This is a genomic window from Streptomyces katrae (assembly GCF_002028425.1).
Classification (GTDB): domain Bacteria; phylum Actinomycetota; class Actinomycetes; order Streptomycetales; family Streptomycetaceae; genus Streptomyces; species Streptomyces katrae_A.
Genome location: NZ_CP020042.1, coordinates 4,058,459 through 4,082,140, shown reverse-complemented (window position 1 = coordinate 4,082,140; position 23,682 = coordinate 4,058,459). Strand labels below are relative to the sequence as shown.

The window sequence follows — 23,682 nt, the reverse complement described above, 5'->3', positions numbered from 1 at the left end:
CGTCAGGCCTCGACCTTCACGGTGAAGTCTTCGATGACGGTGTTGGCGAGGAACGTTTCGGCCATCTTGTGGATGCGGTCGAGGGCGGCCTGGTCGACCTCTCCCTCCACTTCCAGTTCGAAGCGCTTCCCCTGGCGGACGTCGGCGATCCCCTCGAAGCCCAGGCGCGGCAGTGCACGCTGCACCGCCTGGCCCTGGGGGTCGAGGATCTCCGGCTTGAGCATGACGTCGACTACGACGCGTGCCACTGGCACTCCCGATGAGGTGGTTGGTGCAAGGCGGTTCCCTCAGCGTACCCGGCCAAAATTTCTACGCGGGTAGATATCGGGCGGGGGCGAGGGGCCCGCGGTTTCGGCTTCACCAACGCTTCGCAAAATCCACCGGAAAACCACTCGCCCGGCATTGCGGCGGGACACGCGGGGGGAATTAACTGGGCTTCGCAATTCAATGGGATTCGCGGTACAAAGGAATCAGCCGGGATTCCGACGGTTTGACGTATTCCACCGAAACATCCACACAGGCGACATCACCGCACGTCAGCGCGCGCGGCGAGGCGCACGAAGGGACCGATATCCGTGGCGCAGCGCGTAGTAGTCACGATCTCCGACGACCTCGACGGCGGGGAAGCGTCGGAAACGGTCACGTTCGCCCTGGACGGTAAGTCCTACGAGATCGACCTCAATGTGGCGAACGCAAAGAAACTGCGGAAGAGCCTGGCGCCCTTCGTGGCCGCCGGCCGCCGCCAGTCCCGCTCGGGCAAGGCCTTCAAGCACACGGCCGTCGCCCCGGACCCGGCGGTCGTCCGGGCCTGGGCCCGCTCCAACGGGCACGACGTGCCTCCGCGCGGGCGCATCCCGAAGGCGGTCTACGCGGCCTACAACGACGCCCACTGACCCCGGATTTGCCATGCACCCCCTCCGATCGGCTAATGTGTGGATCACGCCGAGGGGCCAGGCCGGAAGGCCGGGAACCGAAGTCGTGCGGGTGTAGTTCAGTAGCAGAACACCCCCCTTCCAGGGGGGAGGCGCAGTGTGCAATCCCTGTCACCCGCTCTGCATCGCTTTACCGACCACGGTCGTGGATCAGGTAGAGTGAGGCACACAGCCAACGGCTCTCGGGTCGTAGCTGGGTATGCGGACGTAGCTCAGTTGGTAGAGCACCACCTTGCCAAGGTGGATGTCGCGCGTTCGAGTCGCGTCGTCCGCTCAGATGACAGAGGCCCCGATCTTCGATCGGGGCCTCTGTCGTTGTGTCGTGCCGTTGCGCCTTTGTGGCACGGCTCACCCCCCATGACAAATGTCATCGGGGGTGATGACAACGCGCACTGCTCCCCCGCCCGGCCCGCCGGGAGCCTTGGAGCATGCTGTCCAGCGGTGGTTCCGGTGGGAACCGCGCCGTTGGACGAGGGAAGGGCCGGGGGGACGGGTCGTGTCGAAGCTGACCGGGTGGTGGAAGAACCGCAGCAGTGCGGGCAAGGTCGAGGTGTACACGCGCTGGTCGTTCCACTTCTTCGTGCTCGTGGAGATCTTCTCGTTCGGGTCGATGGCCTTCACGGTCCAGGGGAAGCTCTCCCCGCACTCCCCGGCCGTCCCCACCGCGGCCTTCCTGGTGGTCTGCGCGCACTCCGTCCTCGTCGGGTTCCTTTCCTCCAGGGCCCTGGACGGGGTGAGCGGCCGGCGCGAACGGCCCGTGCGGCTCGCGGTGGTGACCATGGTGCTCACCTCCGCCGCCGTGCTCCTCCTCATCTGTCTGCGCCGGTTCGCCGGGCTCGACGCGACCGCGGCGCCCGGCATGGTGGTCGGGGTGAGCTGCTTCGGCTGCGGATCGTTCGTGATGACCCTGCAGAAGGTCCGGCACATGAGGTACGTGCCCCCGGCCGCCGCGGCCGGGACCGCTGTGGCCGCCGCCGCGCTGGGCCTGCCGTCGAACGAGGTCGTCGGGTACTTCGTCAGCGTCCTGCTGGCCTCTGCCTTCCTCGCCTTCACCTGCGGGTTCTCCGGCTGGCTGCTGCGCACCGTCTACGAGCTCGACCACGCCCGGGAGCTCCAGGCCCGGCTCGCCGTCGCGGAGGAGCGGCTGCGGTTCGGGCGGGACCTGCACGACGTGATGGGCCGCAACCTGGCGGTCATCGCCCTCAAGAGCGAGCTGGCGGTGCAGCTGGCCCGGCGCGAACGCCCCGAGGCCGTGGACCAGATGATCGAGGTGCAGCGGATCGCGCGCGAGTCGCAGATGGAGGTGCGCGACGTCGTGCGCGGCTACCGGGAGGCGGACCTCGCGGTGGAACTGGAGGGCGCCCGCGGGGTACTCAGCGCGGCCGGGATGGACTGCCGGGTCGAGTTCGCGACGGCCGGGCGGGAACTGCCGGCCGAAGTGCAGTCGGCGCTCGGCTGGGTGGTCCGGGAGGCGACCACGAACGTACTGCGGCACGGGGACGCCCGCAGCTGCCTGATCCGGCTGACGAACCGGGAGGGCGCGGGCACCCTGACCCTGCTGGTGGAGAACGACGGGGTGCCCGAGGCGCCCGCCGGACCGCCCGGATCCGGGCTCGCGGGGCTGCGGGAGCGGCTCGCGGCCGTCGGCGGGACCCTGCACGCGGGGCCGGCCGGCGGCGGCCGGTTCCGGCTGCGTGCCGAGATACCCCTGGACGCACGACGAGTGGAGGTGCGGGCGTGAGCCCCGTACGGGTACTGCTGGCGGATGACGAGCACCTGATCCGGGGCGCGCTGGCCGCCCTGCTGGGTCTGGAGGACGATCTGGCGGTCGTCGCCGAGGCGGCCTCCGGGCCGGAGGCGCTGGCCATGGCGCGGGCCCACCGGCCCGACGTGGCGGTGCTGGACCTCCAGATGCCGGGGGCGGACGGTGTGAGCGTCGCCACGGCACTGCGGGCCGAACTGCCCGACTGCAAGGTCATGATCGTGACCAGTCACGGCCGTCCCGGGCACCTGAAGCGGGCCCTCGCGGCGGGGGTGCGGGCCTTCGCCCCGAAGACGGTCTCGGCGCAGCGGCTGGCGGAGCTGATCCGTACCGTGCACGCCGGAGGCCGTTACGTGGACCCGGGGTTGGCGGCCGACGCGATCAGCGCGGGTGACTCCCCGCTGACGGCCCGCGAGGCCGAGGTGCTGGAACTCGCCGCGGACGGGGCGCCCGTCGCGGAGATCGCGGAGCGGGCCCGCCTGTCGCCGGGGACCGTGCGGAACTACCTGTCCTCGGCGGCCACGAAGCTGGGCGCCGGGAACCGTCACACGGCGGTGCGTCTCGCCCGGTCCCGGGGTTGGGTATAGTAGGTCTCGCGCTACGGCGCACAGGCGGACATAGCTCAGTTGGTAGAGCACCACCTTGCCAAGGTGGATGTCGCGCGTTCGAGTCGCGTTGTCCGCTCAGCGAACGAAGGCCCCGATCGGTTGATCGGGGCCTTCGGCGTATCAGCTCCAGGTCTGGCCGGTCAGGCGCTCGTAGGCCTCGACGTACTTGGCGCGGGTCTGCGCCACGACCCCCTGCGGGAGGACCGGCGGCGGGAGTTCGCCCTTGGAGTCCCAGCCGGAGGCCGGGGAGGCCAGCCAGTCGCGGACGTACTGCTTGTCGAACGAGGGCTGCGTGCGGCCCGGCTGCCACTGGTCGGCGGGCCAGAAGCGGGACGAGTCCGGGGTGAGGACCTCGTCGGCGGCGACGAGCGTGCCGTCCTTGTCGAAGCCGAACTCGAACTTGGTGTCCGCGAGGATGATGCCGCGCTCGCGGGCGATGTCGCGGGCCCGCCCGTACACGGCGAGGGTGGTCTGGCGCAGCAGCGCCGCCGTCTCGGCGCCGGTGGTGCGGGCAACCTCCTCGTAGGAGACGTTCTCGTCGTGGTCGCCGACCTCGGCCTTGGCGGCCGGGGTGAAGATCGGGGCGGGCAGCTCGGAGCCGTCCACCAGGCCCTCGGGGAGGGCGAGGCCGCAGACCGTGCGGGTCTGGACGTACTCCTTGAGGCCGGAGCCGGTGAGGTAGCCGCGGGCCACGCACTCGACGGGCACCATGTCGAGGCTCTTGCAGACCAGCGTGCGGCCCTCCCAGTCGGCGGGGGCGCCGGCGGGCAGGTCGGTGCTGATGACGTGGTTCGGGACCAGGTCCACGAGCTGCTCGAACCACCAGAGGGAGAGCTGCGTCAGGATGCGGCCCTTCTCCGGGATCTCGGTGGGCAGCACCCAGTCGGCGGCGGAGATGCGGTCGCTGGCGACCATGACGAGGTTGCCGTCCTCGTCGCGGTAGAGGTCGCGGACCTTGCCGGTGTGGAGGTGGACGAGGCCGGGCACCTGCACCGGCTCGGGCTTTTCGACGAATCCGGGCACGGGGTCTCCCTGTGGTTCTGTACGAGCGCGGGGCGCGGGACCATTCTCCCGCACGGGATGCCGTGCCCGGGGCAGGGGGGTGCGCCGGCCCCGGCCCGGAGCGCCCCGGCCGCCTCAGTCGCGCTTGCAGATCCGGTCGAGGAGGTTGGCCGTGGCCCGCTGGATCCGTTCGTCCACGTGCCCGGGGCGGTCCAGGGCGGGTGACCAGGCGAAGGTGCCGGAGGCGAAGACGAGGGCGCCGCTGGGGGCCCGGTAGAGGGAGGTCTCCTGGTGCCGCTTGGCGCCCTCGCCGTCGAGGTACGGGGAGTGCGCGAGCAGGATCCGGTCCTGGTGCTCGGGGAGCTGGGTGCGCGGGAAGTACCGGTCGGCCTCGCCCGCCACCAGGCCGTCGAGGGCGTCGTTCTCGGCGGCGCCGGTGGAGTCCCAGAGCCAGTGCGTGGCGTTGCGGACGATCAGGGGGGCGGGCTCGGGGACGCGGCCCGCGTACTGGATGCCGAGCAGCTGCTGCTCGGGGCGGTCGACCTCGCGCCACAGGCTGGGGCGGCCGGGGCCGCGGCGTTTTCGGCAGGTCAGGAGCCGGTCGGGTACACCGGAGGGGGAGGGGGCCAGTTCGACCTGCCAGTACATGGTGTTGGCGGAGAGGAAGACGAGCGAGGTGCCGTGGTCGCGGGCGCGTTCCACGGTGCGGCGCATGGGGAGCGACCAGTACTCGTCGTGGCCGGGGAAGACCAGGCCCCGGTAGCGGGTGGGGTCGACGCGGCCGGCGTGCAGGTCGCGGGTGTCGGCGTAGGCGAGGTCGTAGCCGTAGCGCTCGGCCCAGCGGATGAAGTCGTAGGCGTGGCCGACGTGCAGGGGCAGGCCGGCGCCCGCGTAGGGGCGGTCGAAGGAGACGGTGATGGCCGCGTCCTGCTCCCCGAGGAGCCGGCCCTCCTCGTCCCAGGCGTGGTAGAGGCTGGCGCCGGTGCGGCCGTCCTCGGGGTAGAGGTTGTAGGCCTGCCAGGTGATGTCCGGGAGCAGGAGCAGGAGGTCGGCGGGGTGGTCGTCGCGGACCGTGAAGGGGATGTGGGAGCGGTAGCCGTCGGCGGTGGTGAGGACGGCCACGTACGCGCCGATGCTCCAGTACGAGGGGACCTGGAGCCGCCAGGACTGCCACCAGTGGTGGCAGGAGACCGTGCGGTCGGCGGTGAGCGGGGGCGGCTGGACGATGCCGGACAGCCGGGGGCTGGTGGTGATCTTCGAGGCGCCGTCGCCGCCGTAGTGGCCGATGCGGTAGACGTCGACCTGGAACTGCTGGGGCGGGTCGACGGTGATGTGGAAGTCGATGGCCTCGCCCGGGGCGACGGCCCCGGTGGAGGTGAAGCCCTTGATCTGCCGGTGCACGTCGTCGGCGGTCCGGGGGCCGCCGCCACGGGACGGGGGGGTCTGGCCGGGGGCCAGGGCGGGGTCCACGTACCAGGGGACGACCTGGCCGGTGTCGTCGAAGTACACCTCGCTGCCCCGGAACCAGGGCAGCGGGCCCTGGCCGAAGGGGTCGTTCACCGCGTGCGCGAGCGCACCCGATTCCCACCGCCGGATCTGGTCCGAACCCATTCCGCTCCCCTCCCTCGCGCCCCCGAACGCGTCTCTCGAACACGGTGGTGCGAGGCGGGTTTCGGACACCCGCGTCGCGACCGATCCCAGCACATCACATAACGCACTCACTCCGTCACCGTTCGTCGCGAATTGACGGGATCGGAACCCGGGACGCCGCTTGCGCGTGGCGGGTGGGGTGGCGCCGGGGTGGCCCTCGGGGTGGCGCCGCCGGCACCGCCGCCCTGGGCGTGCGGGGGCAGCGGGCCGACCGGGGCCGGAGGCGGGGGTGCTACGGGTCCGAATCAGGTGGCTCAGACGAGCCGGACGGGCTTTTCCGGGCGGACGCCCAGTTCCGCGAGCCAGTCGCGGAGGGGGTCCGGGTCTCCGTCCTCGACGAGGGAGAGGACCTTGGGGGCCAGGTCCGCCCGGCGCTCGCCGTCGACCAGCAGGACCGGGCCGTCGAGCCAGTCCAGGCCGGGGCCGGCGCCCGCCGAGTCCACGGCCGCGCAGCACACCAGGGCCGTCACGTGGTCGGCGAGCAGGTCCCGGCCACTGCGCGGGGGCTGGAGCGGGAACAGGGGGAGGGCGTCGGCACCCCTGCCGGGGCCGCGGCCGGCCGGGCCGGCGTCGGCGGTACGTTCCTCCCGCGCGAGGTCCCCGCTGAGCCTCCCGGCCAGGGCCTCCCCGGCGGCCCCGTCGCCGGCGGGGTCCGTGAGGTACCCGAGCACCCGCTCCAGCGTCGGCCCGCCGAAGGCGTCGTGGACGGGCTCGGGGGCGGGCGGGGCTCCCTCGGCACCGGGCGGCGGCGTGGGCCGGGGGGTGGCGGCCTGAGCGGTGCCCCGGGCGGCCGCCCGCGCGGCGGCGGGGGCCGCGGGCTCGGCGGCTCCGGACGCGGTCGGGGTCTCGGACCGGGCGGTCGTCGCGGCTGTCGCCGGGGCCGCGGGCTGCCCGGCCGCACGGGCCGTCTGCCCGCCGCCGGGCGCGGGCGCCTCGGCCCGGGCTCCGGCCGGCGCCGCCGCCGACGCGGGGGACGGCCCGGCTCCCGAGGGGACGGAGAGGGCGTCGAGGGCCGCGTGGAGCCGGGCCGCCTCCACGCGCCACTTGCGGTCGACGACCTCCTCCGGGTACGCCGCCCAGTCCACCGGCGACCACTCCGGGCCGGCCTCCGCCGGGCCGCCGTGGAACAGCCGGGCCGCCAGCAGCGAGGCCGCCTCGTCGATCAGCCCGGGCTGCTCCAGCAGATCGCACGCGGGGCGCTCCCCGAGGCGCGAGGCGAAACCGTCCGCCAGCCGGTCGCGCCGGGACAGCTCGGTCAGGGCGGAGACGACCCCCGCGTCGAGGTGCGCCGGCCAGCGGCCCATCCGCCAGGCGGGCAGCGCGACCCGGGTCAGCAGCCGGTCCCAGCCCGCGTAGGCGAGGCCGACCTGCTCCTGGGCGGCGGTGCGCATCGCCTGGTCCACACCCTGTGCACGATCCGAGGCCGCCGCGGCCACCCCGCGCTCCATCTCGGCGGCGTCCGCACCGCACAGCCGCAGCAGCAGCCGGGCGGGCCGGGCGACGAGCCAGCCCAGGCCGGGCCGTCCGCCCACGTCCACCGCCGCGTCCAGCCCCCGGACGAAGCCGCGGGCGTCGGCTATGTCCGGGTGCGCGGAGGGGCCGGTACCGGCGACGACCGGCGCCAGGAGGGCCCGTAGCTCCGCGACCCGCATCCACCACAGGAACGGCGAGCCGATGACCAGCACGGGCGCCGCGCCGGGCTGCGACTCGGGGCGGTCGGCTCCGCTCGTGCCGGCGGATATCCGCGCGCCGGCCCGGCGGTGCGCACCGTGGCTGCGGTCCTCCAGCCAGCTGTCGCAGTCAGGGGTCAGGGCTATCGCGGAGGGCGCGGGCACGCCCATCCGGTCGGCCAGGTCCCGTACGAGCCGGTACAGGTCGGGCGCGGCGGCCTCGGGCAGCGGCACGGTGGGCGTCACGGCGGGCCTCGCCCGCAGCACCACGGCACCGAAGATCCCGCCCGCCAGCAGCACGAGCGCGGCCACCGCGCAGACGGCCAGGGTGACGGCCGGCCAGGGGTCGCCGGCCAGCCGGCCCGTCATCCGGGCGGCAACCAGCACCACCGCGAGGGCGGCGGGCAGCAGCACGGCGGCCAGCGCCCTGCTGCGGACCCGCAGCACGGCGAGGGCCCGGGAGCGCGCGGACGGCACGCCCACTTCTGCGATCGAACCGGTTCCGGACACGGCCGGACCTCACCCCCTCTGCCCTGCGGCGGCTTTGCTCACTCCCCCACTGTGACACCCGCCACTGACATCGCAATGCCGGTGGGCCATGTGCCGGAATGCTTGCGCCGCACCCTAGTTGGGGCGCACGCGGCCGTCAGGCGGACAAGGGGACCATCACCCGATGGAATGGCTTTGGGCAAAGGTGGGTGCGCTCGAGCGCCGCTGGAGGCAGGCGCACGCGGGGGCACGCGAGGGCCCGGTGCGCGCCGTCGCGCCCCGGGCCCCCGGTACTCACGGGCCTGCTGGTCAGCGGCCCTCGGCCGCCTTCGCGGCGATGTCCGTGCGGTGCTGGGAACCGTCGAGCCGGATCCGTGCGACGGCCTTATAAGCCCTCTCGCGGGCCTGCGCCAGGTCCGTGCCGGTCGCCGTCACCGACAGCACGCGGCCGCCCGCGCTGACGACGGAATCGCCCTCCCGGCGGGTCCCGGCGTGCAGCACGTACGCCTCGGGGCCGTCCTCGGCCGCCACCTCGGCGAGCCCCTCGATCGGGTCCCCGGTGCGCGGGGTGCCGGGGTAGTTGTGCGAGGCGATGACCACCGTGACGGCGGCCTCGTCGCTCCAGGTCAGCGGCGGCAGGGTGTCCAGGGTGCCGTTCGCGGCGCCCAGCAGCACGCCCGCCAGCGGGGTGCGCAGCCGGGCGAGGACGACCTGGGTCTCGGGGTCGCCGAAGCGGGCGTTGAACTCGATCACCCGGGTACCGCGGCCGGTGAGCGCGAGACCGGCGTAGAGCAGGCCGGAGAAGGGGGTGCCGCGGTGGCGGAGCTCGTCCACGGTCGGCTGGAGGACGGTCTCCAGGACCTCCTCGACCAGCTTCGGGTCGGCCCACGGGAGCGGGGAGTACGCACCCATGCCGCCGGTGTTGGGGCCCTCGTCGCCGTCGAGCGCGCGCTTGAAGTCCTGCGCGGGCTGGAGCGGCAGCACGGTGACGCCGTCGGTGATGGCGAAGAGGGAGACCTCGGGGCCGTCGAGGTACTCCTCGATGACGACGCGGTCGCAGCCGGCGGCGTGCGCCCGGGCGGCCTCGCGGTCCTCGGTGACGACGACGCCCTTGCCTGCGGCGAGGCCGTCGTCCTTGACCACGTACGGGGCGCCGAAGGCGTCCAGGGCCGCGTCGACCTCCTCGGCGGTGGTGCAGACGTAGCTGCGGGCGGTCGGGACGCCTGCGGCGGCCATCACGTCCTTGGCGAAGGCCTTGGAGCCCTCCAGCTGCGCCGCCTCGCCGGACGGGCCGAAGACGGGGATGCCGGCCGCGCGGACGGCGTCGCCGACCCCGGCGACCAGCGGTGCCTCCGGGCCGACGACGACCAGGTCGGCGCCGAGTTCCGTGGCGAGCGCGGCGACCGCGTCGCCGTCGAGGGCGTCGACCGGGCGCAGCTCGGCCACCTCGGCGATGCCGGCGTTGCCGGGGGCGCAGTACAGCGCGGAGACGTCGGGGTCGAGGGACAGAGAGCGGCACAGGGCATGTTCGCGGGCGCCGCCGCCGATGACGAGGACCTTCACGCCGCCCAGGGTAGCCCGGACGGCGTGGCCGGTTTCGTGCGGCCACCCCAATACCGGGGGCCTACTCGTTCGTGTATTCCTCCACAACGGTCGCTCCGAGCTCGCGCACGATCAGGTCGTGTCCGGTCAGGGCGCTGTCGACGAGGTCGGGATCGTCCGCCTCGGGCACGTCGTCCTCGGGGGCCACCGGCGGCGGCGCGTGCTGCACGGGCGGCTGCGGCGCGGGGGCCGCCTGCGGGGCCGGCGGCTGCGACGGCTGCTGCTGCGGGGCGGGGGCCTGCGGGGATGACGCCGCAGAGGGCGGCGGGCTGTAGGCGGGCGCCGGGGGCGGGCTGTAGGCGGGGCCGGCCGGGGCCCCGTACGAGGGTGCCGAGGGAGCGGAGCTCCCTCCGCCCACGACGGCGTCGATCTTCCAGTGCACCTGGAACTGCTCGGCGAGCACCGCCTTCAGGACGTCCTCGCTGCCGCTGCTCGCGAAGTTGTCGCGGGCTCCGGGGTTGGGGAAGGCGAGCTGCAGGGTGGTCCCGTCGAAGCCGGTGACCTGGGCGTTCTGGCTGAGCAGGATCCAGGTGAAGCGGCGGCGGTTCTTGACGGCCTCCAGCACGCCCGGCCACATCGCCTGCACCTGCCCGGCCCCGGCCGCCATCTCGGCGGAGGGCGCGGCGGAACCGGCCGCGGCGGGCGCGGCCTGCGCCGGCGCGGGGGCCGGAGCGGGCGTCCGTGCGGGGGCGCCGCTGCCGGGCGCGGCCGCGGTGGGCCAGGCCCCCGCGGCGGGAGCGCCACCACCGGCTCCGGGCCAGGCACCGGGCGCGGTGGCGGCGGGCGGCGCGGCGGGCGCGGGCGCGCCGCTGCCGGGCTGCGCGGCACCGGGCCACGCCCCGGGCGCCTGCGCGGGCGGCGTCTGAACGGGAGGAGCCGGGGCCTGAACCGGAGCCGGGGCCTGAACGGGAGCCTGCGCCGGCTCGGCCACGGGCGCCGGTACCGCTGCCGGGGCCGGAACCGCCGCGGGAGCGGGCGCCTGCACCGGCCCGGCATCCGCCACGGGGCCCCGTACAGCGGCACGCGCGGCGGCCACCCCGCCCCCCGGCCCGGCCGGGGCCATCCCGTGGACGTCGGGTCCGGGCACGTACCCCATGGCCACCGGCCCGGCGGACGAGCCGGCGAAGGCGGCACCAGCGGGCGGACCGCTGCGCTCCAGCCGGTCGAGCCGGGCCTGCACGGACCGCTCGTCGTCGAAGGCGGCCGGGAGCAGCACCCGGGCGCAGATCAGCTCCAGCTGGAGGCGCGGCGAGGTGGCCCCGCGCATCTCCGTGAGCCCGGCGTTGACCAGGTCGGCGGCGCGGCTGAGCTCGGCGGCGCCGAAGACCGAAGCCTGCGCCTGCATCCGCTCCACCACGTCGGCGGGGGCGTCGATGAGCCCCTTCTCCCCGGCGTCGGGCACGGCGGCCAGGATCACCAGGTCGCGCAGCCGCTCCAGCAGGTCGGCGACGAACCGGCGCGGGTCGTTCCCGCCCTCGACCACCCGGTCGACGACCTCGAACGCGGCGGCCCCGTCCCCGGCGGCGAAGGCGTCCACGACGGAGTCGAGCAGCGAGCCCTCGGTGTAGCCGAGCAGGGAGGTGGCCATGGCATACGTCACACCCTCCTCGCCCGCACCGGCGAGGAGCTGGTCCATGACGGACATGGAGTCACGCACGGACCCGGCGCCGGCCCGCACGACGAGCGGCAGCACCCCGTCCTCGACCTCGGCGCCCTCGCGCCCGCACACCTCGCCGAGGTAGTCCCTCAGCGTCCCGGGCGGCACGAGCCGGAACGGATAGTGGTGCGTACGCGACCGGATCGTCCCGATGACCTTCTCGGGCTCGGTCGTCGCGAAGATGAACTTGAGGTGCTCCGGCGGCTCCTCGACCACCTTCAGCAGGGCGTTGAAGCCCGCCGAGGTGACCATGTGGGCCTCGTCGATGATGTAGATCTTGTACCGGCTGGACGCGGGCCCGAAGAAGGCCTTCTCGCGCAGGTCACGGGCGTCGTCGACACCACCGTGGGAGGCGGCGTCGATCTCGATCACGTCGATCGAGCCCGGCCCGTTCCTCGCCAGGTCACGGCAGGACTGGCACTCGCCGCAGGGGTCGGGAGTGGGACCCTGCTCACAGTTGAGGCAGCGGGCCAGGATGCGCGCGCTGGTCGTCTTTCCACACCCGCGCGGCCCGCTGAACAGGTACGCGTGGTTGACCCGGTTGTTCCGCAGGGCCTGCATCAGCGGGACAGTGACATGCTCCTGCCCGATGACCTCGGCGAACGACTCGGGGCGATAGCGGCGGTACAGCGCAAGGGACGACACGTCTACGAGGTTATCCGGGCCCACCGACAACGGCCGCCCGCCGCCGCCCCCGGAACGCAAAGCGCCCCCCACGCACCCGCCAGAGCCCACTTACCCTTGCTGCCTTCCGGCCCTGGGGGAGTTGGGTGAGATAGCGCCACGTGAGGGGCTGGCACCCACCCTAGCGGATGGAACCCCCCGGAATCGAGCCCGCCCCGACCGCCCTCCCCCGCCCCGCCCCCCGATCCGGATCGTGTTCGCGAGCACCCCTCAACGTCTTGTATTGTTTGCGGCGGAGGATTCGCCTAGAGGCCTAGGGCGCACGCTTGGAAAGCGTGTTGGGGGCAACCCCTCACGAGTTCGAATCTCGTATCCTCCGCCAGCCCAGAGGGCCGGACCGCATCAGCGGTCCGGCCCTCTGGCGTTTCCCCGGCACCGTCCGCGGTCAGGGCCTCGTGCGCGTCGCCCCCGTCGCCCGTGGCATCGATGAACTGCGCGAGATACACTTGGTTCCATACTTGATATCAAGGAGGTGCATCATGAGTCGGACAGTGATTGACCTCGATGACGAGCTGGTGGCAGACGTGGCCAAGGCCCTGGGGACCAGCACCAAGAAGGAGACGGTCAACACAGCCCTGCGCGAGGTGCTGGAGAACAGGCGGCGGGCGCTGGCCCTGACCCGCCTGCGCGCCGCGGCCGACGAAGGCGCGTTCGATCTGACCCTCTTCGAGGACAAGCGGAACTACCGACGTTGAACGCCGCTCTCTACCTGATCGACACCAGCGCCCTCGCCCGCTTCATGCGGGGCGACGCGGAGCAGTACGGCTGGGACCAGGCGGCGGCCGCCGGCCTGGTCGCCACGTGCCCCATCACCGAGCTGGAGTTCTTCTACAGCGCCCGGTCGGCTGCCGACCGGGCGCGCGGTATCGAGGACGTGCGACTGCTCTTCGGCTGGGTCCCCGTCGACGACCGGGCTTACGACCGCGCCTGGCAGGTTCAGGAGGCCCTCACCAAGCAGGGCAAGCACCGCAGCGCCGGTGCGGTGGACCTCGTCGTCGCCGCGACTGCCGAGTTGCAGGGGCTCACCCTCCTGCACTGTGACCACGACTTCGAAAGCATCGCCGCTGTGACCGGCCAGCCGCTTCAGTGGTACGGCCCCGAGGGCCGTAAGCAGGTGTAAGCAGACGTAAAGCAGGCGAGAGGGCCGGACCGCGCGAGCGGTCCGGCCCTCTGGCGTTTCCCCGGTTCGGGGCGGGCGGGGGTCAGGTGGTCGTGTGGGTCGGCGTGGGGTGGGGGAGGTGGCGGCGGATCGTCCAGGTTGCCGCTGCGAGGGCGAAGCCGTAGGCGGCCACCAGGCCGTGGCCGTTCTCCTGCGTCAGCCACATCGCGAGACCGAGGGCGGGGACGCCCACCGCCAGGGCGATCTCCTTGGGGAGGCGGGTGCGGGTGAGGAAGGCGAGGGCGAGGGTGGCGCCGAGGAAGTAGGTGGCGCCCGAGCTGCCGGCGAAGTTGCGCGGGTCGGTGCCCGGGCCGCCGCCGAAGCCGAGCAGGGCGTCGATCCGGCCGGGGAGCACGATGCCGGCGAGGAAGAAGCCGAGGGTCAGCGGGCCGCCCCAGTACCACTGGGCGAGCGCGGCGACCGCGGCCAGGGTGACGAGGTTCCACAGGCCGCCGAAGAGGCCGCCGTTCTGCATGAACACCGAGGTGAACTCGCGCCACCAGCCGGACTTGGCCGGGTCCGCGTCCAGCGCGTCCATGGCCCCGGACCACAGCAGCTGGAGCACGACCCCGCCGACGGCGACGGCGGTCAGGGCGACGGCCGCCCAGGGCAGCGGCCGCGACCGCAGCGTGCCGCGCCCGACCACGCCGAGCCCGCAGTTGACCATCATGACCATCAGCGCGGCCGTGGTCACGTTGAAGGCGATCGCCTCCATGCTCCGGCTCCTCCCCCTGGCGACGGCGTTTCCAACACCGTTCGAAAATCTGTTGGGGCAAAGCTAGCAGAGATTCCAACAGTGTTGGAATACGTTGTACGGTGGAACGCATGAAGCTCACCAAGGAGCGCATCGTCGACGCGGGCATGGCCGTCTTCGCAGAGGTCGGCTACCAGAACCTGTCCATGCGCCAGGTCGCCGACCGCCTCGACACCCATGCGGGCAGCCTCTACTACCACGTGCGCGGCAAGGACGAACTGCTCGCGCTGATGGCCGACCGGGTCTGCCGGCGGGCGCACGACGCCGGAACGCAGGCCCTCGCGGGCCTCCCGCCCGCAGCCGCCTGGCAGGAGCAGGTCGAGGCACAGGCCACCGCCCTGCGCCTGAGCATCAAGGAGCACCCCGGCGGCGCCCAGCTCCTCGCCGAGAGCCCCGGCACGCTCAGCACCGGCGCCCTCTCCCTGATGGAACGGCTGCTGCGCACCCTCCTCGACGCCGGCCTGCCCGCCGGGCACTGCGGCATCGCCGCCGACACCCTGCTCAGCCACGTCACCGGCTTCGTCCTCCAGGAACAGAACCAGCCGGCCGCGCACCCCGCCGTCACCCCCGAGCTCCACGCCGAACTGCGCGAGCGGTTCCCCCTGCTCATGGGCCCCTCGATGCCGCACCTGAGCCAGGACGAGAAGTTCACCCGGAGCCTGCGCCTGCTCTGCGCCGGCTTCGCGACGCTCGTGGAAGCGCGGTAGCGACGGTCAGTCCAGGTCCAGGCGGGCCAGTTCCGTGCGGGAGCGGATGCCCAGCTTCGGGTAGGCCTTGTACAGGTGGTGTTCCACCGTGCGCGGGCTCAGGAAGAGCAGGGCGGCGACCTCGCGGCTGCTGCGGCCCTCGGCCGCCAGGCGCACCACCTGGAGCTCCTGCGGGGTGAGGCGGTCCGCGAGGGCGCGGGCGGTGGGGACGGCCGGGGCGGCGGATTCCCCCGCGGCGCGGAGTTCGGCGCGGGTGCGCTCGGCCCAGGGGGTTGCGCGCAGGCGCTCGAAGACCTCCAGGGCGGGGTGCAGGCGGGCCCGCGCTTCCGCCTGGCGGCGGGCGCGGCGCAGCCACTCCCCGTGGGCCAGCAGCGTGCGGGCGGCCTCGAAGGGGCGGCCGCCCTGCCCGTGGAGGAGCTCGGCCTCGGCGAAGGCCCCTTCGCGTCCCGTCAGCTGCGCCTCGCAGCGCAGCGCGAGGGCCCGGGCCCAGGGCTGCCCGCCGGCCTGCGCCCAGGACGCCAGGCGCTGCCACGGGAGCCGGGCGCGTTCGGGGGCGCCGAGCCGGACGGCGGCCTCGACCAGGTCGCCGGTCGCGGACACCAGGGCCGTCATGTAGTGGCCCGGGCGGGTCCACGCCGACTCCAGGCGGTCCAGTGCCTCCTCGTAGCGGCCCAGGCCCAGGTCGAGCAGGCTGAGCGTGCAGGCGACCGCTATCCCGCCGTCGACGGTCCCGCCCGCCGCCGCCCGGCACCGCTCCGGGTCCCCCTCGACCGCGGCGATCCGGGCCAGGGCCACGTCCAGCCGGCCGACGCGCTGGGGCATCCCGCAGTCCTCGGCGACGGCCCGGGCCTCGGCCACCGACGCCTCCGCGTCGCGGTGGCGGCCCTGGATCACCTGGAGCCGGGCGAGCATCTGCAGCGCCTCGGGGAGCCCGCCCACCAGGCCTTCCCGGCGTCTGCGGGCCACTTCGGCGGTGACCAGTTCCTCCACCCGGTCGTCGGCGCCGAGCAGGGCCGCCGCGTAGACGGGGCGCATGCCCGGGCCGCCCTCGGCGGCGGCAGCGGCGAGCGCGGCGAGCCCGGCCCGGTGGTCGCCGTCGACCAGCCCGGCCATGCCCTGGACGGTGTGGTCGCCGGGGAGGAGCCGGGCGCAGGCGCGTACCGAGTCGGCGTCCCCGGAGAACCAGGCGTACGTCGCCGCGGTGCGCAGCATCGCCGCCGCCGGTCCGGGGCCGGCTTCCGGGGCGCCCGCGACCAGGATCCGTGCCGCGGCGGCCTGGTCGCCACGCTCGAACTCCACGGCGGCGCGGACCTCGGCGAGGGCGGCCCGTTCCGGTCCGGTGCCGGCGAGGGGGCACGCCTGTGCGGCCAGGGTGGCGGCCAGGGGCAGGTCCCCCGCCGCCACGGCCGCGGCGGCGGCGCGGCGCAGCCTCCGTCCGCGGTCCGGCAGGGAGGTGGAGAGGGCCGCGGCGCGCTGGTAGAGGTCGCAGGCGATGGCGGGCGCGGCCCGGTCCCGGGCGCGGTCGGCCGCCCGGGAGACCTCGGCGGCCACGGCGGCGTCCGGTCCGAGGGCGGCCAGGGCCAGGTGGTGGGCGCGGACGTCGGCGTCGGCCGCGCGGGCGGCGAGTTCGCGGTGGACGCGGGTGCGGTGGACGGAGGCGGCGCCCTGGTAGGCGGCGGCGCGCATCAGCGGGTGCCGGAAGGCGGCCCCGGCGACGTCGACCCGGAGCAGTCCCGACCGTTCCGCCGACTCCAGCGCCTCGGGCCCGCTGCCGCCGAGCGCGTCGACGGTGGCCAGTACGGAGGCCAGGTCACGGCTGCTGTCCGCGGCGGCGGTGAGCAGCAGCAGCCGTACGTCCTCGTCCAGTTCGGCGATGGTGTCGCGGAAGGAGGCGAGCACGCGGTCGGTGACCCGCCGGCCGCCGCAGGGCCCCGCGCCCCGGCCGTCGCGGCCGAATTCCAGCAGGGCCAGGGGGTTTCCGTCCGCGCTCTCCAGGACCTGGGCGCGGCGCGGGGCGGACAGCCGGTAGCGGTCGAGCAGTTCGGAGGCGGCCCGCCGGTCCAGCCGGGGGAGGTGGAGTTCGGGCAGGCCGCGCGCGTCGAAGCCCTCGTCGCGCGCGGCGAAGACGAGGGCCACCGGCTCGGCGGCGATCCTCCGGGCCGCGAAGAGCAGGGCGTCCGCGCTGCTCTGGTCCAGCCACTGGGCGTCGTCGACGACGCAGACCACCGGGCCGGACTCGGCGAGGCGGGCGAGCAGGGTGAGCAGGGCGAGCCCGGTCGTGTACCGGTCGGCGGGCCCGGCGGAGCCGCCGAGTACGGTGCGCAGTGCCTGCGCCTGTGGGCCGGGCAGCTGGGCGACCAGGTCCTGTACGGGCCACAGCAGCTGGAGCATGGCGGCGCCGACGAGGTCGCGTTCGGCCTCGCAGCCGCCCACCCGCAGCAGCGTGTGCCCCGGGCCGGCCGGGATGCGGTCCAGCAGGGCGGACTTGCCGATGCCCGCCTCCCCGCGCAGGACGAGCGCGCCCCCGCGGCCTTCCCGCGCCGCCTCGAGCAGCGCGTCGAGCGCCGCTTCCTCGGCCTGCCGCCCGTAGAGCATGTGCCGCTCCCCCCTCGCTGCCCGCGCCTCCCCCGGCGCACCTACGCAACCCTCGCCGCTCCCGGCGGAGTTACGTAGCCCCTGCCAGAAACCTTACTGATCCGCCCGGTGACGCCCCCGCCTACGGTCGGGACCGGGTTCGCGGCACCCCCCGTGACCTGGTCCTCAAGCGGTGCTCAGGCAGCACTCCGGCGCCCGCGCCTACCGTCGGGACCGGGATCGCGGTGTTCGCCGCGGGATCCGACCTGCAGCGTCTCTCACCAAGGAGTCCGATCATGACCGTGCGCGTCCTCGCCCTCGTCGGCAGCCTCCGGGCCGGCTCGCACAACCGTCAACTGGCCGAGGCGGCCGTCAAGCACGCGCCCGGCCACGTCTCCGTCGAGATCCACGAGGGTCTTGCGGAGATCCCCTTCTACAACGAGGACATCGACGTCGAGGGTTCCGTGCCCGGTGCGGCGGCCGACCTTCGGGCGGCGGTGGCGGGCGCGGACGCGCTCCTGCTCGTCTCGCCCGAGTACAACGGCACCATCCCCGCCGTGCTGAAGAACGCGATCGACTGGCTGTCCCGCCCGTACGGCACCGGCGCGATCACCGGCAAGCCGGTCGCCGTCATCGGTACCGCCTTCGGCAGCTACGGCGGCGTGTGGGCCCAGGACGAGACCCGCAAGTCGGCCGGCATCGCCGGCGCGGCCGTGCTCGAGGAGGCCCGCCTCTCCGTCGCCGGTTCCGTCACCCGCTTCGCCGAGACCCACCCCGGCGACGACGCCGAGGTCGCCACCGCGGTCCTCCAGGTGCTCGAGCAGCTCGCCACCAAGGCGAACGCCTGACGCTCACCCGCCGCAGCCCCCTTGGGAAGCGCACGCTGCGGCCGGGTCGCCGGCCGGAAAGGAACACCGCCATGCTCACGCTGACGCCCCGCGAAGGCGCGGCCCCGCGGGTCTTCGGCCCGGCCCCGCACGGCCAGGGCTCGCAGATCTCCCCGATCATGCTGCAGGAGGAGCTGTGGGGACGGATGCGCGCGCTGCCGTACGTCTACATGGCCCCCACGCTGGTCTCGGTCCCGCACGCCCGGTCCCTCTTCATCCCCGAGGGCATCGGCACGGGCCCGGTCGAGGCCTTCCAGCGCGGTAGGGAGTGGGCCCACATCCACCCCCACCACGACGGCTCGCTCCACCTCACGCTCCCGAAGGAGGCGGAGGAGGACGTGATCGCCGCGGGCTGGGGCGTGCACCACCCGGTCCAGGCCGTGGTGCTGGTGTACGGGCCGAGGACGGCGCAGGAGCTGGAGACGGTCTGGGAGATCGTCCACTTCTCGTACCGGTACGCGATGGGTGCGAAGTGACGGAGTGACGGCGTAACGCGGTCCACCCCTGTGGGCCCGCGCCGGCGAAGAGGGCCGGACCGCTGTGGCGGTCCGGCCCTCTTCGCCGTCTGCCGAGCCGGGGGCGGCGGCCCTAGCCGAGCTGGGCGGCCGCCCAGCGGGCCCAGTCGCGGCGCATCGCGTTGAAGCGGAGGCCGTACTCCAGGGCGATCCGGCCGTGCACCGACAGGTTGTCCGCGCCCCAGTCGATCGACTGCTCCAGGGCGCGCAGGGCCTCGTACTCCTGGTCGGAGAGTTCCATCAGGCCGGTCAGGTAGGCGCCGGCCTGCTCGGGGGGCAGGACGCCGAGGAAGAAGACCCTCAGCAGGATGTCGCTGCGGGTGTTGCGCTGCGGCTTGGTCTCCGTCAGCCAGTGACGCAGTTCGGCCAGTCCCTCGTCGGTGAGGGTGTACTCCTTGCGGCCGCGCGGGCCCTCCGCCGAGACGCTGATCAGCCCGGCAGCGGCGAGTTTGGCCAGTTCGCCGTACACCTGGCTCTGGGTGGCGGGCCAGACGTTGGCCAGTGAGGTCTCGAAGCGCTTCAGCAGGTCGTAGCCACTGGCCGGGCGTTCGGAGAGGAGTCCGAGGAGGGCGTGTCGAAGGCTCATACCCTTCACCTTACATTCCAACATTGACATGTCAGTCTTGGAACGTCTACATTCGGGGTGTCAGAACAGGAACGTCAGGGCGGCGGGCCGCGCGAGCGGCAGCAGCAGCAACCGGGGGTCTTCGATGTCGTACGTACGCACCTTCCTTCCGTGGATCGTCTTCGCGGTCATCCCGTCCGCCCAGTGGCAGTGGGGCGCGCTCGCCGCACTGGTGGCCGCGGTGGCGATGATCCTCCAGCAGCGGCGCGAGGGGGCCGGGTTCGACGCGCTGATCATCGAGACCGGCTCGGCGGTCTTCTTCGCGGCCCTGGCGGGCATCGCCTTCACCGACCCGCACTCGGGCGTGCACGACTACTCGGCGGCCCTTTCCTCGGGCGTCCTGGCCCTGGTCGCCGCCGTCTCGCTGCTGATCCGCCGGCCCTTCACGCTGGGCATCGCCAAGCGCACCACCCCGCGCGAGGTCTGGGGGCTGCGGCCCTTCGTCCGGGCCAACACGGTCATCACCGGCGTCTGGACGGCCGCCTTCGCGCTGACCGCCGGAGCCCTCGCGCTCCTCGCCCACGCGGGCCAGGGGCACTCGACGGCGGCCACGGCCGTGCAGGCCGCCGGGTTCGTCCTGCCGATGCTCTTCACCTCCCGCTACGTCGCCTCCCTGCAGGCGGGGGCCGCCGCCGCCCGGTGAACGGCTCCGGCGCGGGCGGCCGGACGGGGGCTACGGGCGGCGCAGGGCCTCCTGGGAGGCGACGTACTTCACCATCAGGCGGGCGAGCTCCAGCCGGTCGCGCTCGCTCCAGTCGGCGGTGACGTACTCGTACGCCGAGCGCTGGTGACGGCGGAAGCGGGCCATCAGCTCCTCGCCGCCGGGACTGAGGTGCAGGACCGTGCGGCGGCCGTCGCGCTGGGAGGCGGCGCGGACCAGGTAGCCGGCCGAGATGCAGTCGGACACCATGCGGCTGGCCACCGAGGGGTCCACGCCCAGGTGCGAGCCGACGGCGCCGACGGTGACCTCGCGGGTGTCGTCCTGGGCGATCTCCAGGACGACGTTGAGGACGAGGGTCCTGCTGAGGTCCTTCGCGGAGATCGGGTGCTCGACCTCCAGGAGCGAGGAGCGGCGCAGCTTCCCGAAGGCGGGGCCCACGGCGTTCAGCAGTTCATCGGCCACGGCGGCCTCGACGGCCGACTCCCCCTCGTGCTTCTTCATGGGCCCATCGTATCTACGTGACCCTCCGCAGACATGTGTTGACATGAAAACGTGTGCGTGACAGCATGCATATGTCTTCAGTCAATGATTCCAGTCCACGATCACGGTCCCACGATCGCGTCGAGCGGAGCGGAGCCTTCTATGACCACCCTCATCACCGGTGCCCGCGGCAAGGTCGGCCAGGGCGTCATCGCCCGCCTGTACGCCGCCGGTCACAGCGTCCGTGCCGCCAGCGCCCGCCCGGCCGAACTGACCGTCCCGGCCGGGGTCGAGGTCTTCGAGCTCGCGCTCGACCGGCCCGAGACCTTCGCCGCCGCGCTCGACGGCGTCCGGCAGGTCTTCCTCTATCCCGAGCCCTCCGGGATCGAGGAGCTGGTCAAGGCCGCCGAGGCCGTCGGCGTCGAGCATGTCGTGCTGCTGTCCTCCTCCTCGGTCCTCGGCCCGGACGCCGAGACCGACCCGCTCGCCGGCCACAGCCTCAAGGTCGAGCGCGCCCTCGCGGCCTCCTCGCTGACCTGCACCTTCCTGCGCCCGGACGCCTTCGCGAGCAACTCCCTCGCCTGGGCGTACCCCGTCGGCCGGTCGATGCCGGTCCAGCTCGCCTACCCCGACGCGCACATCGCGCCCATCCACCCCGAGGACATCGCCGACATCGCCGTCGAGGCCCTGACCGGCGACTCCCTCACGGGCCGCTCCCTCACCCTCACGGGCCCGGAGTCGCTCACCTTCCGCGCGCAGCTCGCCGTGCTCTCCGCGGCCATCGGCCGGGAGATCCCGGTCGAGCAGATATCCCGTGAGGCCGCCGAGCGGCAGATGTCCGCCTTCATGCCCGCGCGGGTGGCCGGTTCGCTGCTCGACCTGTGGGCCGCCGCATGCCATGGCCCCGCCGCCATCGCCGACACCACCGCATCCCTCCTCGGCCGGCCCGCCCGCACCTACGCGCAGTGGGCCGCCGAGAACGCCTCTGCCTTCACCGGGAGCTGACTCCCCGCCATGAAACCCATCGGCTCCTGGCTCAACCGCACCGACCAGGCCCTGACCGCCGCCATCGAGGCGGTCCTCGCGGGCGGCTGGGTCCTGCGCCCGCAGCCGGGGCGGCTCGCCCTCACCGATAACAGCCGCGACCGCCTCGCCGAGGCCGGTGCGTGCGTGCTGGAAGGGGCCGTCCGAGTGCTCCGCCCCGGCCGTTGCGCGGGCGCCCGCCGATAGGGTGGCCGGGTGCCCACGTACTCCATCGGTCAGGCCGCCGGTCTGCTGCGCGTGAGTCCCGAGACCGTCCGCCGCTGGGCCGACTCCGGGCGGCTGCCCGCCCTGCGCGCGCCCGACGGCACGCGGGCCGTCGACGGGCCGGTGCTCGCCGCGTTCGCCAAGGAACGCGCCGCCGGATTGCACCCGCTGCCCGAGCGTGCCGCGGTCACCTCCGTACGGAACTCCTTCGCGGGGATCGTCACCGCGGTACGGCTGGACGACGTGGCGGCCCTGGTGGAGATCCAGTCGGGTCCGCACCGGATCGTCTCCGTGGTGACCCGGGAGTCGGTGGAGCAGCTGGGCATCGAGGTGGGCGTCAGCGTCACCGCCCGGGTGAAGTCGACGGAGGTGTACGTGGACGTGCCCCTCGCGCCCAAGAGCCCCGATGGATCCGGTGGGCCCGGCGGGCAGTAGGGGTTTCGGTCAGCGGCAGCGGAGGGCCGCGTACAGGTCCAGCTTGTGGTCCAGGCGGGACAGGTCGCGGCCGGTCAGGACCTGCACCCGTTCCATCCGGTAGTGCACGGTGTTGACGTGCAGGTGGAGCGCCTGCGCGGTCCGGGCCCAGGAGCAGTTGTTGGCCAGGAAGACCTCCAGGGTCTCCCGCAGCATCCCGTCGCCGAGGGCGCCCAGCACCCGTTCGCCGAACACCGCCCGGACCTCCTCGGGCACCCCGGCCATCAGCCCGCCCAGGGTCTCCAGTTGCTCGACGCCCCGCACGGGGGCCACCGCGTCGGCGGCCGTCAGCGCGAAGCGGGCCTGGGTCAGGGAGGCCCGCAGGTCCTCCGGGCCGACCGCGGTGGCGCCCGCGCCCAGGCGCAGGTCGGCCTCCGGGCCCCCGCAGACCTGGAGCAGCGGCCACAGGGCGCGCAGCCCGGCCACCGTGTCGGTCTGCGCGCGGGGGTCCTCGTAGAGGACGGCCACGGCTTCGCCCCCGGGTGCCTCGCCCAGCGCCCACGGCAGCCCCTCCAGGTGTTCAAGGGCCTCGGCCAGGGCCGGGCCGGAGGTCGCCACCAGCACCCGGTACGGTCCGCGCGCGGGAAGTCCGGCGGCGGTGAGGGCCTCGTCCAGCGCGGCCGGTTCGCAGTCGCCGGCCAGCGGCCCGGCCAGCTCCCGCCCGGCCGCCCGCGCGGCGGCGGTCCGGCGGTGGGCCGGCCCGTCGCGGTGCTGGGCCAGCACCTCGGCGATCTCGTGCAGCACGCGCGGGGGAGCCGCGTCCGCGTCGGGGACGTGGAGCTGCCAGGCGTCGTACGGGGAGCCGTCGGCCCCGATCCGCAGCGTGAGCCCGCCCCGCGAGGGGGACGCCGCCCGCTGGGCGGGGATCGCCGGCGCGGCGGGCGTACGGGCCACGGTGCGCCCGCTCGCGGTGAGCAGGTAGCAGTCCACGCGGCCCAGGTGCGCGCAGGCCCGCTCCAGCAGTTCGCCGGGCCCGGCTCCGTTCTCCAGCAGCCGGCTCAGCTCGGCGCGCACGTTCGCGGGGAGGGCGAAGGTCCGGGTGGGCCGGCGGCTCAGGTCCCCCCAATGCCTGAGGTAGACGGCCTCGGTGACGGCCCGGAAGCTGGTCCGCGCCGGGACGGCCACGATCGGCACCCGGTACGCCCGGCAGGCGTCCACAAGGGCCTCGGGAACCCGCCCGTGGGTCTCCTCCCCGGCCAGCAGGGCGGTGGCCCCGGCGTCGGCGAGCGCGGAGACGAAACGGTCCGCCTTTGCCAGGTCGCCGTCCGCCCACCACACCAGCCCGCTCAGCACGAGCTCGCCGGGCCCCAGGAAGCGGCCCGGGTCCTCCAGGTCGGTGGCGGTGACCCCGCTGACCTCCTGGCCGAGAAGCGCTTCTTCGCCCCAGAGGAGGGTGAGGCCGAGATTGTCGGACCGGAGCAGGTCGAGGACGTGCATGGCAGAGACTCCTTGCGGTGGGGGTGGCCCACATTCGCCAGGTGAATACGAGGAACCTCATCGTAAATGCAAGGACACTACCCGCCTAAGCCCTGTCTGTGCCCC

The 23,682-nt window shown here is 74.0% G+C and carries 23 protein-coding genes, 4 tRNA genes and 1 other RNA gene; 16 read left to right on the top strand and 12 right to left on the bottom strand.

Translation table 11 applies throughout. From position 1 onward, the window contains the following. Positions 1–2: 2 nt before the first annotated feature. Positions 3–254, bottom strand: coding sequence for a phosphoribosylformylglycinamidine synthase subunit PurS (gene purS, locus B4U46_RS18630; protein WP_257790362.1), 252 nt, complete (start codon positions 252–254; stop codon positions 3–5). A gap of 321 nt (positions 255–575) precedes the next feature. On the opposite strand from purS, the gene B4U46_RS18625 reads away from it, so the two are divergent. From B4U46_RS18625 to B4U46_RS18600, 6 genes are all read left to right on the top strand, one after another. After that, positions 576–893: a histone-like nucleoid-structuring protein Lsr2 gene (locus tag B4U46_RS18625; protein WP_079428892.1), complete on the top strand. Its 318-nt coding sequence runs from the start codon at positions 576–578 to the stop codon at positions 891–893. An 87-nt stretch (positions 894–980) separates the two neighbouring features. Then, positions 981–1,052 (top strand) — tRNA-Gly (locus tag B4U46_RS18620). An 81-nt stretch (positions 1,053–1,133) separates the two neighbouring features. Further along, positions 1,134–1,206 (top strand) — tRNA-Gly (locus B4U46_RS18615). Between the two features lie 222 nt (positions 1,207–1,428). Further along, complete coding sequence (locus B4U46_RS18610; RefSeq protein ID WP_079428890.1) at positions 1,429–2,673, top strand: sensor histidine kinase; 1,245 nt, start codon at positions 1,429–1,431, stop codon at positions 2,671–2,673. Continuing rightward, positions 2,670–3,281, top strand: coding sequence for a response regulator transcription factor (locus tag B4U46_RS18605; protein ID WP_079428888.1), 612 nt, complete (start codon positions 2,670–2,672; stop codon positions 3,279–3,281). The genes B4U46_RS18610 and B4U46_RS18605 overlap by 4 nt, the downstream gene beginning before the upstream one ends. Before the next feature lie 24 nt (positions 3,282–3,305). Continuing rightward, a tRNA-Gly gene (locus B4U46_RS18600) sits at positions 3,306–3,378 on the top strand. A gap of 44 nt (positions 3,379–3,422) precedes the next feature. On the opposite strand, the gene B4U46_RS18595 is transcribed toward B4U46_RS18600, so the two are convergent. The 6 genes from B4U46_RS18595 to ffs form a co-directional block, all read right to left on the bottom strand. Continuing rightward, positions 3,423–4,325, bottom strand: a complete 903-nt coding sequence (locus B4U46_RS18595; RefSeq protein WP_079428886.1) for a phosphoribosylaminoimidazolesuccinocarboxamide synthase — start codon at positions 4,323–4,325, stop codon at positions 3,423–3,425. Positions 4,326–4,439: 114 nt separating this feature from the next. Then, positions 4,440–5,915: a N,N-dimethylformamidase beta subunit family domain-containing protein gene (locus B4U46_RS18590; RefSeq protein WP_079428884.1), complete on the bottom strand. Its 1,476-nt coding sequence runs from the start codon at positions 5,913–5,915 to the stop codon at positions 4,440–4,442. 293 nt (positions 5,916–6,208) lie between these two features. Continuing rightward, positions 6,209–8,101 (bottom strand): hypothetical protein, encoded by a 1,893-nt coding sequence (locus B4U46_RS18585; RefSeq protein WP_237292977.1) that lies wholly within the window; start codon positions 8,099–8,101, stop codon positions 6,209–6,211. A gap of 321 nt (positions 8,102–8,422) precedes the next feature. Continuing rightward, positions 8,423–9,676, bottom strand: a complete 1,254-nt coding sequence (gene purD, locus B4U46_RS18580; protein ID WP_079431843.1) for a phosphoribosylamine--glycine ligase — start codon at positions 9,674–9,676, stop codon at positions 8,423–8,425. A 61-nt stretch (positions 9,677–9,737) separates the two neighbouring features. After that, entirely contained in the window at positions 9,738–12,017 is a 2,280-nt protein-coding gene (locus B4U46_RS18575; RefSeq protein ID WP_079428880.1) for a DNA polymerase III subunit gamma and tau, read from the bottom strand. A 54-nt stretch (positions 12,018–12,071) separates the two neighbouring features. Continuing rightward, positions 12,072–12,170: signal recognition particle sRNA small type (gene ffs, locus B4U46_RS18570), an RNA gene on the bottom strand. Positions 12,171–12,290: 120 nt separating this feature from the next. Between ffs and B4U46_RS18565 the strand changes: the two genes are divergently transcribed. From B4U46_RS18565 to B4U46_RS18555, 3 genes are all read left to right on the top strand, one after another. Then, positions 12,291–12,378, top strand: a tRNA-Ser gene (locus B4U46_RS18565). Between the two features lie 157 nt (positions 12,379–12,535). After that, complete coding sequence (locus B4U46_RS18560) at positions 12,536–12,751, top strand: type II toxin-antitoxin system VapB family antitoxin (RefSeq protein ID WP_079428878.1); 216 nt, start codon at positions 12,536–12,538, stop codon at positions 12,749–12,751. After that, the gene (locus B4U46_RS18555; RefSeq protein ID WP_079428876.1) at positions 12,748–13,176 is read left to right on the top strand and encodes a PIN domain nuclease; all 429 of its coding nucleotides are present in this window, start codon (positions 12,748–12,750) and stop codon (positions 13,174–13,176) included. The genes B4U46_RS18560 and B4U46_RS18555 overlap by 4 nt, the downstream gene beginning before the upstream one ends. 82 nt (positions 13,177–13,258) lie before the next feature. On the opposite strand, the gene B4U46_RS18550 is transcribed toward B4U46_RS18555, so the two are convergent. After that, on the bottom strand, positions 13,259–13,930 hold the full coding sequence (locus B4U46_RS18550) for a hypothetical protein (RefSeq protein ID WP_079428874.1): 672 nt from the start codon (positions 13,928–13,930) through the stop codon (positions 13,259–13,261). Between the two features lie 110 nt (positions 13,931–14,040). Here B4U46_RS18550 and B4U46_RS18545 point away from each other — a divergent pair, with 110 nt between their 5' ends. Further along, positions 14,041–14,676 (top strand): TetR/AcrR family transcriptional regulator, encoded by a 636-nt coding sequence (locus tag B4U46_RS18545; protein ID WP_079428872.1) that lies wholly within the window; start codon positions 14,041–14,043, stop codon positions 14,674–14,676. Between the two features lie 6 nt (positions 14,677–14,682). Here the strand turns inward: B4U46_RS18545 and B4U46_RS18540 are convergent, their stop codons facing one another. Beyond that, positions 14,683–17,271 carry an AAA family ATPase gene (locus B4U46_RS18540; protein ID WP_079428870.1) on the bottom strand — a complete coding sequence of 863 codons (2,589 nt, stop codon included), beginning with the start codon at positions 17,269–17,271 and terminating at the stop codon, positions 14,683–14,685. Positions 17,272–17,546: 275 nt separating this feature from the next. Between B4U46_RS18540 and B4U46_RS18535 the strand changes: the two genes are divergently transcribed. Beyond that, a complete protein-coding gene (locus tag B4U46_RS18535) occupies positions 17,547–18,098 on the top strand; it encodes an NAD(P)H-dependent oxidoreductase (protein ID WP_079428868.1) in 552 nt (183 codons plus the stop codon). Positions 18,099–18,169: 71 nt separating this feature from the next. Beyond that, on the top strand, positions 18,170–18,613 hold the full coding sequence (locus B4U46_RS18530; RefSeq protein ID WP_079428866.1) for a luciferase family protein: 444 nt from the start codon (positions 18,170–18,172) through the stop codon (positions 18,611–18,613). 112 nt (positions 18,614–18,725) lie between these two features. On the opposite strand, the gene B4U46_RS18525 is transcribed toward B4U46_RS18530, so the two are convergent. Beyond that, on the bottom strand, positions 18,726–19,238 hold the full coding sequence (locus tag B4U46_RS18525; protein ID WP_079428864.1) for a PadR family transcriptional regulator: 513 nt from the start codon (positions 19,236–19,238) through the stop codon (positions 18,726–18,728). A gap of 124 nt (positions 19,239–19,362) precedes the next feature. Here B4U46_RS18525 and B4U46_RS18520 point away from each other — a divergent pair, with 124 nt between their 5' ends. Continuing rightward, positions 19,363–19,920: a hypothetical protein gene (locus B4U46_RS18520; RefSeq protein ID WP_079428862.1), complete on the top strand. Its 558-nt coding sequence runs from the start codon at positions 19,363–19,365 to the stop codon at positions 19,918–19,920. Positions 19,921–19,950: 30 nt separating this feature from the next. On the opposite strand, the gene B4U46_RS18515 is transcribed toward B4U46_RS18520, so the two are convergent. Continuing rightward, positions 19,951–20,439, bottom strand: a complete 489-nt coding sequence (locus B4U46_RS18515; protein WP_079428860.1) for a MarR family winged helix-turn-helix transcriptional regulator — start codon at positions 20,437–20,439, stop codon at positions 19,951–19,953. Positions 20,440–20,580: 141 nt separating this feature from the next. On the opposite strand from B4U46_RS18515, the gene B4U46_RS18510 reads away from it, so the two are divergent. From B4U46_RS18510 to B4U46_RS18500, 3 genes are read left to right on the top strand one after another with little or no spacing between them, the layout of a single operon-like run. After that, positions 20,581–21,423 (top strand): NAD(P)H-binding protein, encoded by an 843-nt coding sequence (locus B4U46_RS18510; RefSeq protein WP_079428858.1) that lies wholly within the window; start codon positions 20,581–20,583, stop codon positions 21,421–21,423. Between the two features lie 9 nt (positions 21,424–21,432). Beyond that, on the top strand, positions 21,433–21,648 hold the full coding sequence (locus B4U46_RS18505; RefSeq protein ID WP_079428856.1) for a hypothetical protein: 216 nt from the start codon (positions 21,433–21,435) through the stop codon (positions 21,646–21,648). Positions 21,649–21,657: 9 nt separating this feature from the next. Next, complete coding sequence (locus B4U46_RS18500; RefSeq protein ID WP_079428854.1) at positions 21,658–22,101, top strand: TOBE domain-containing protein; 444 nt, start codon at positions 21,658–21,660, stop codon at positions 22,099–22,101. Between the two features lie 9 nt (positions 22,102–22,110). Here the strand turns inward: B4U46_RS18500 and B4U46_RS18495 are convergent, their stop codons facing one another. After that, positions 22,111–23,577: a PucR family transcriptional regulator gene (locus tag B4U46_RS18495; protein ID WP_079428852.1), complete on the bottom strand. Its 1,467-nt coding sequence runs from the start codon at positions 23,575–23,577 to the stop codon at positions 22,111–22,113. Positions 23,578–23,682: the final 105 nt, after the last annotated feature.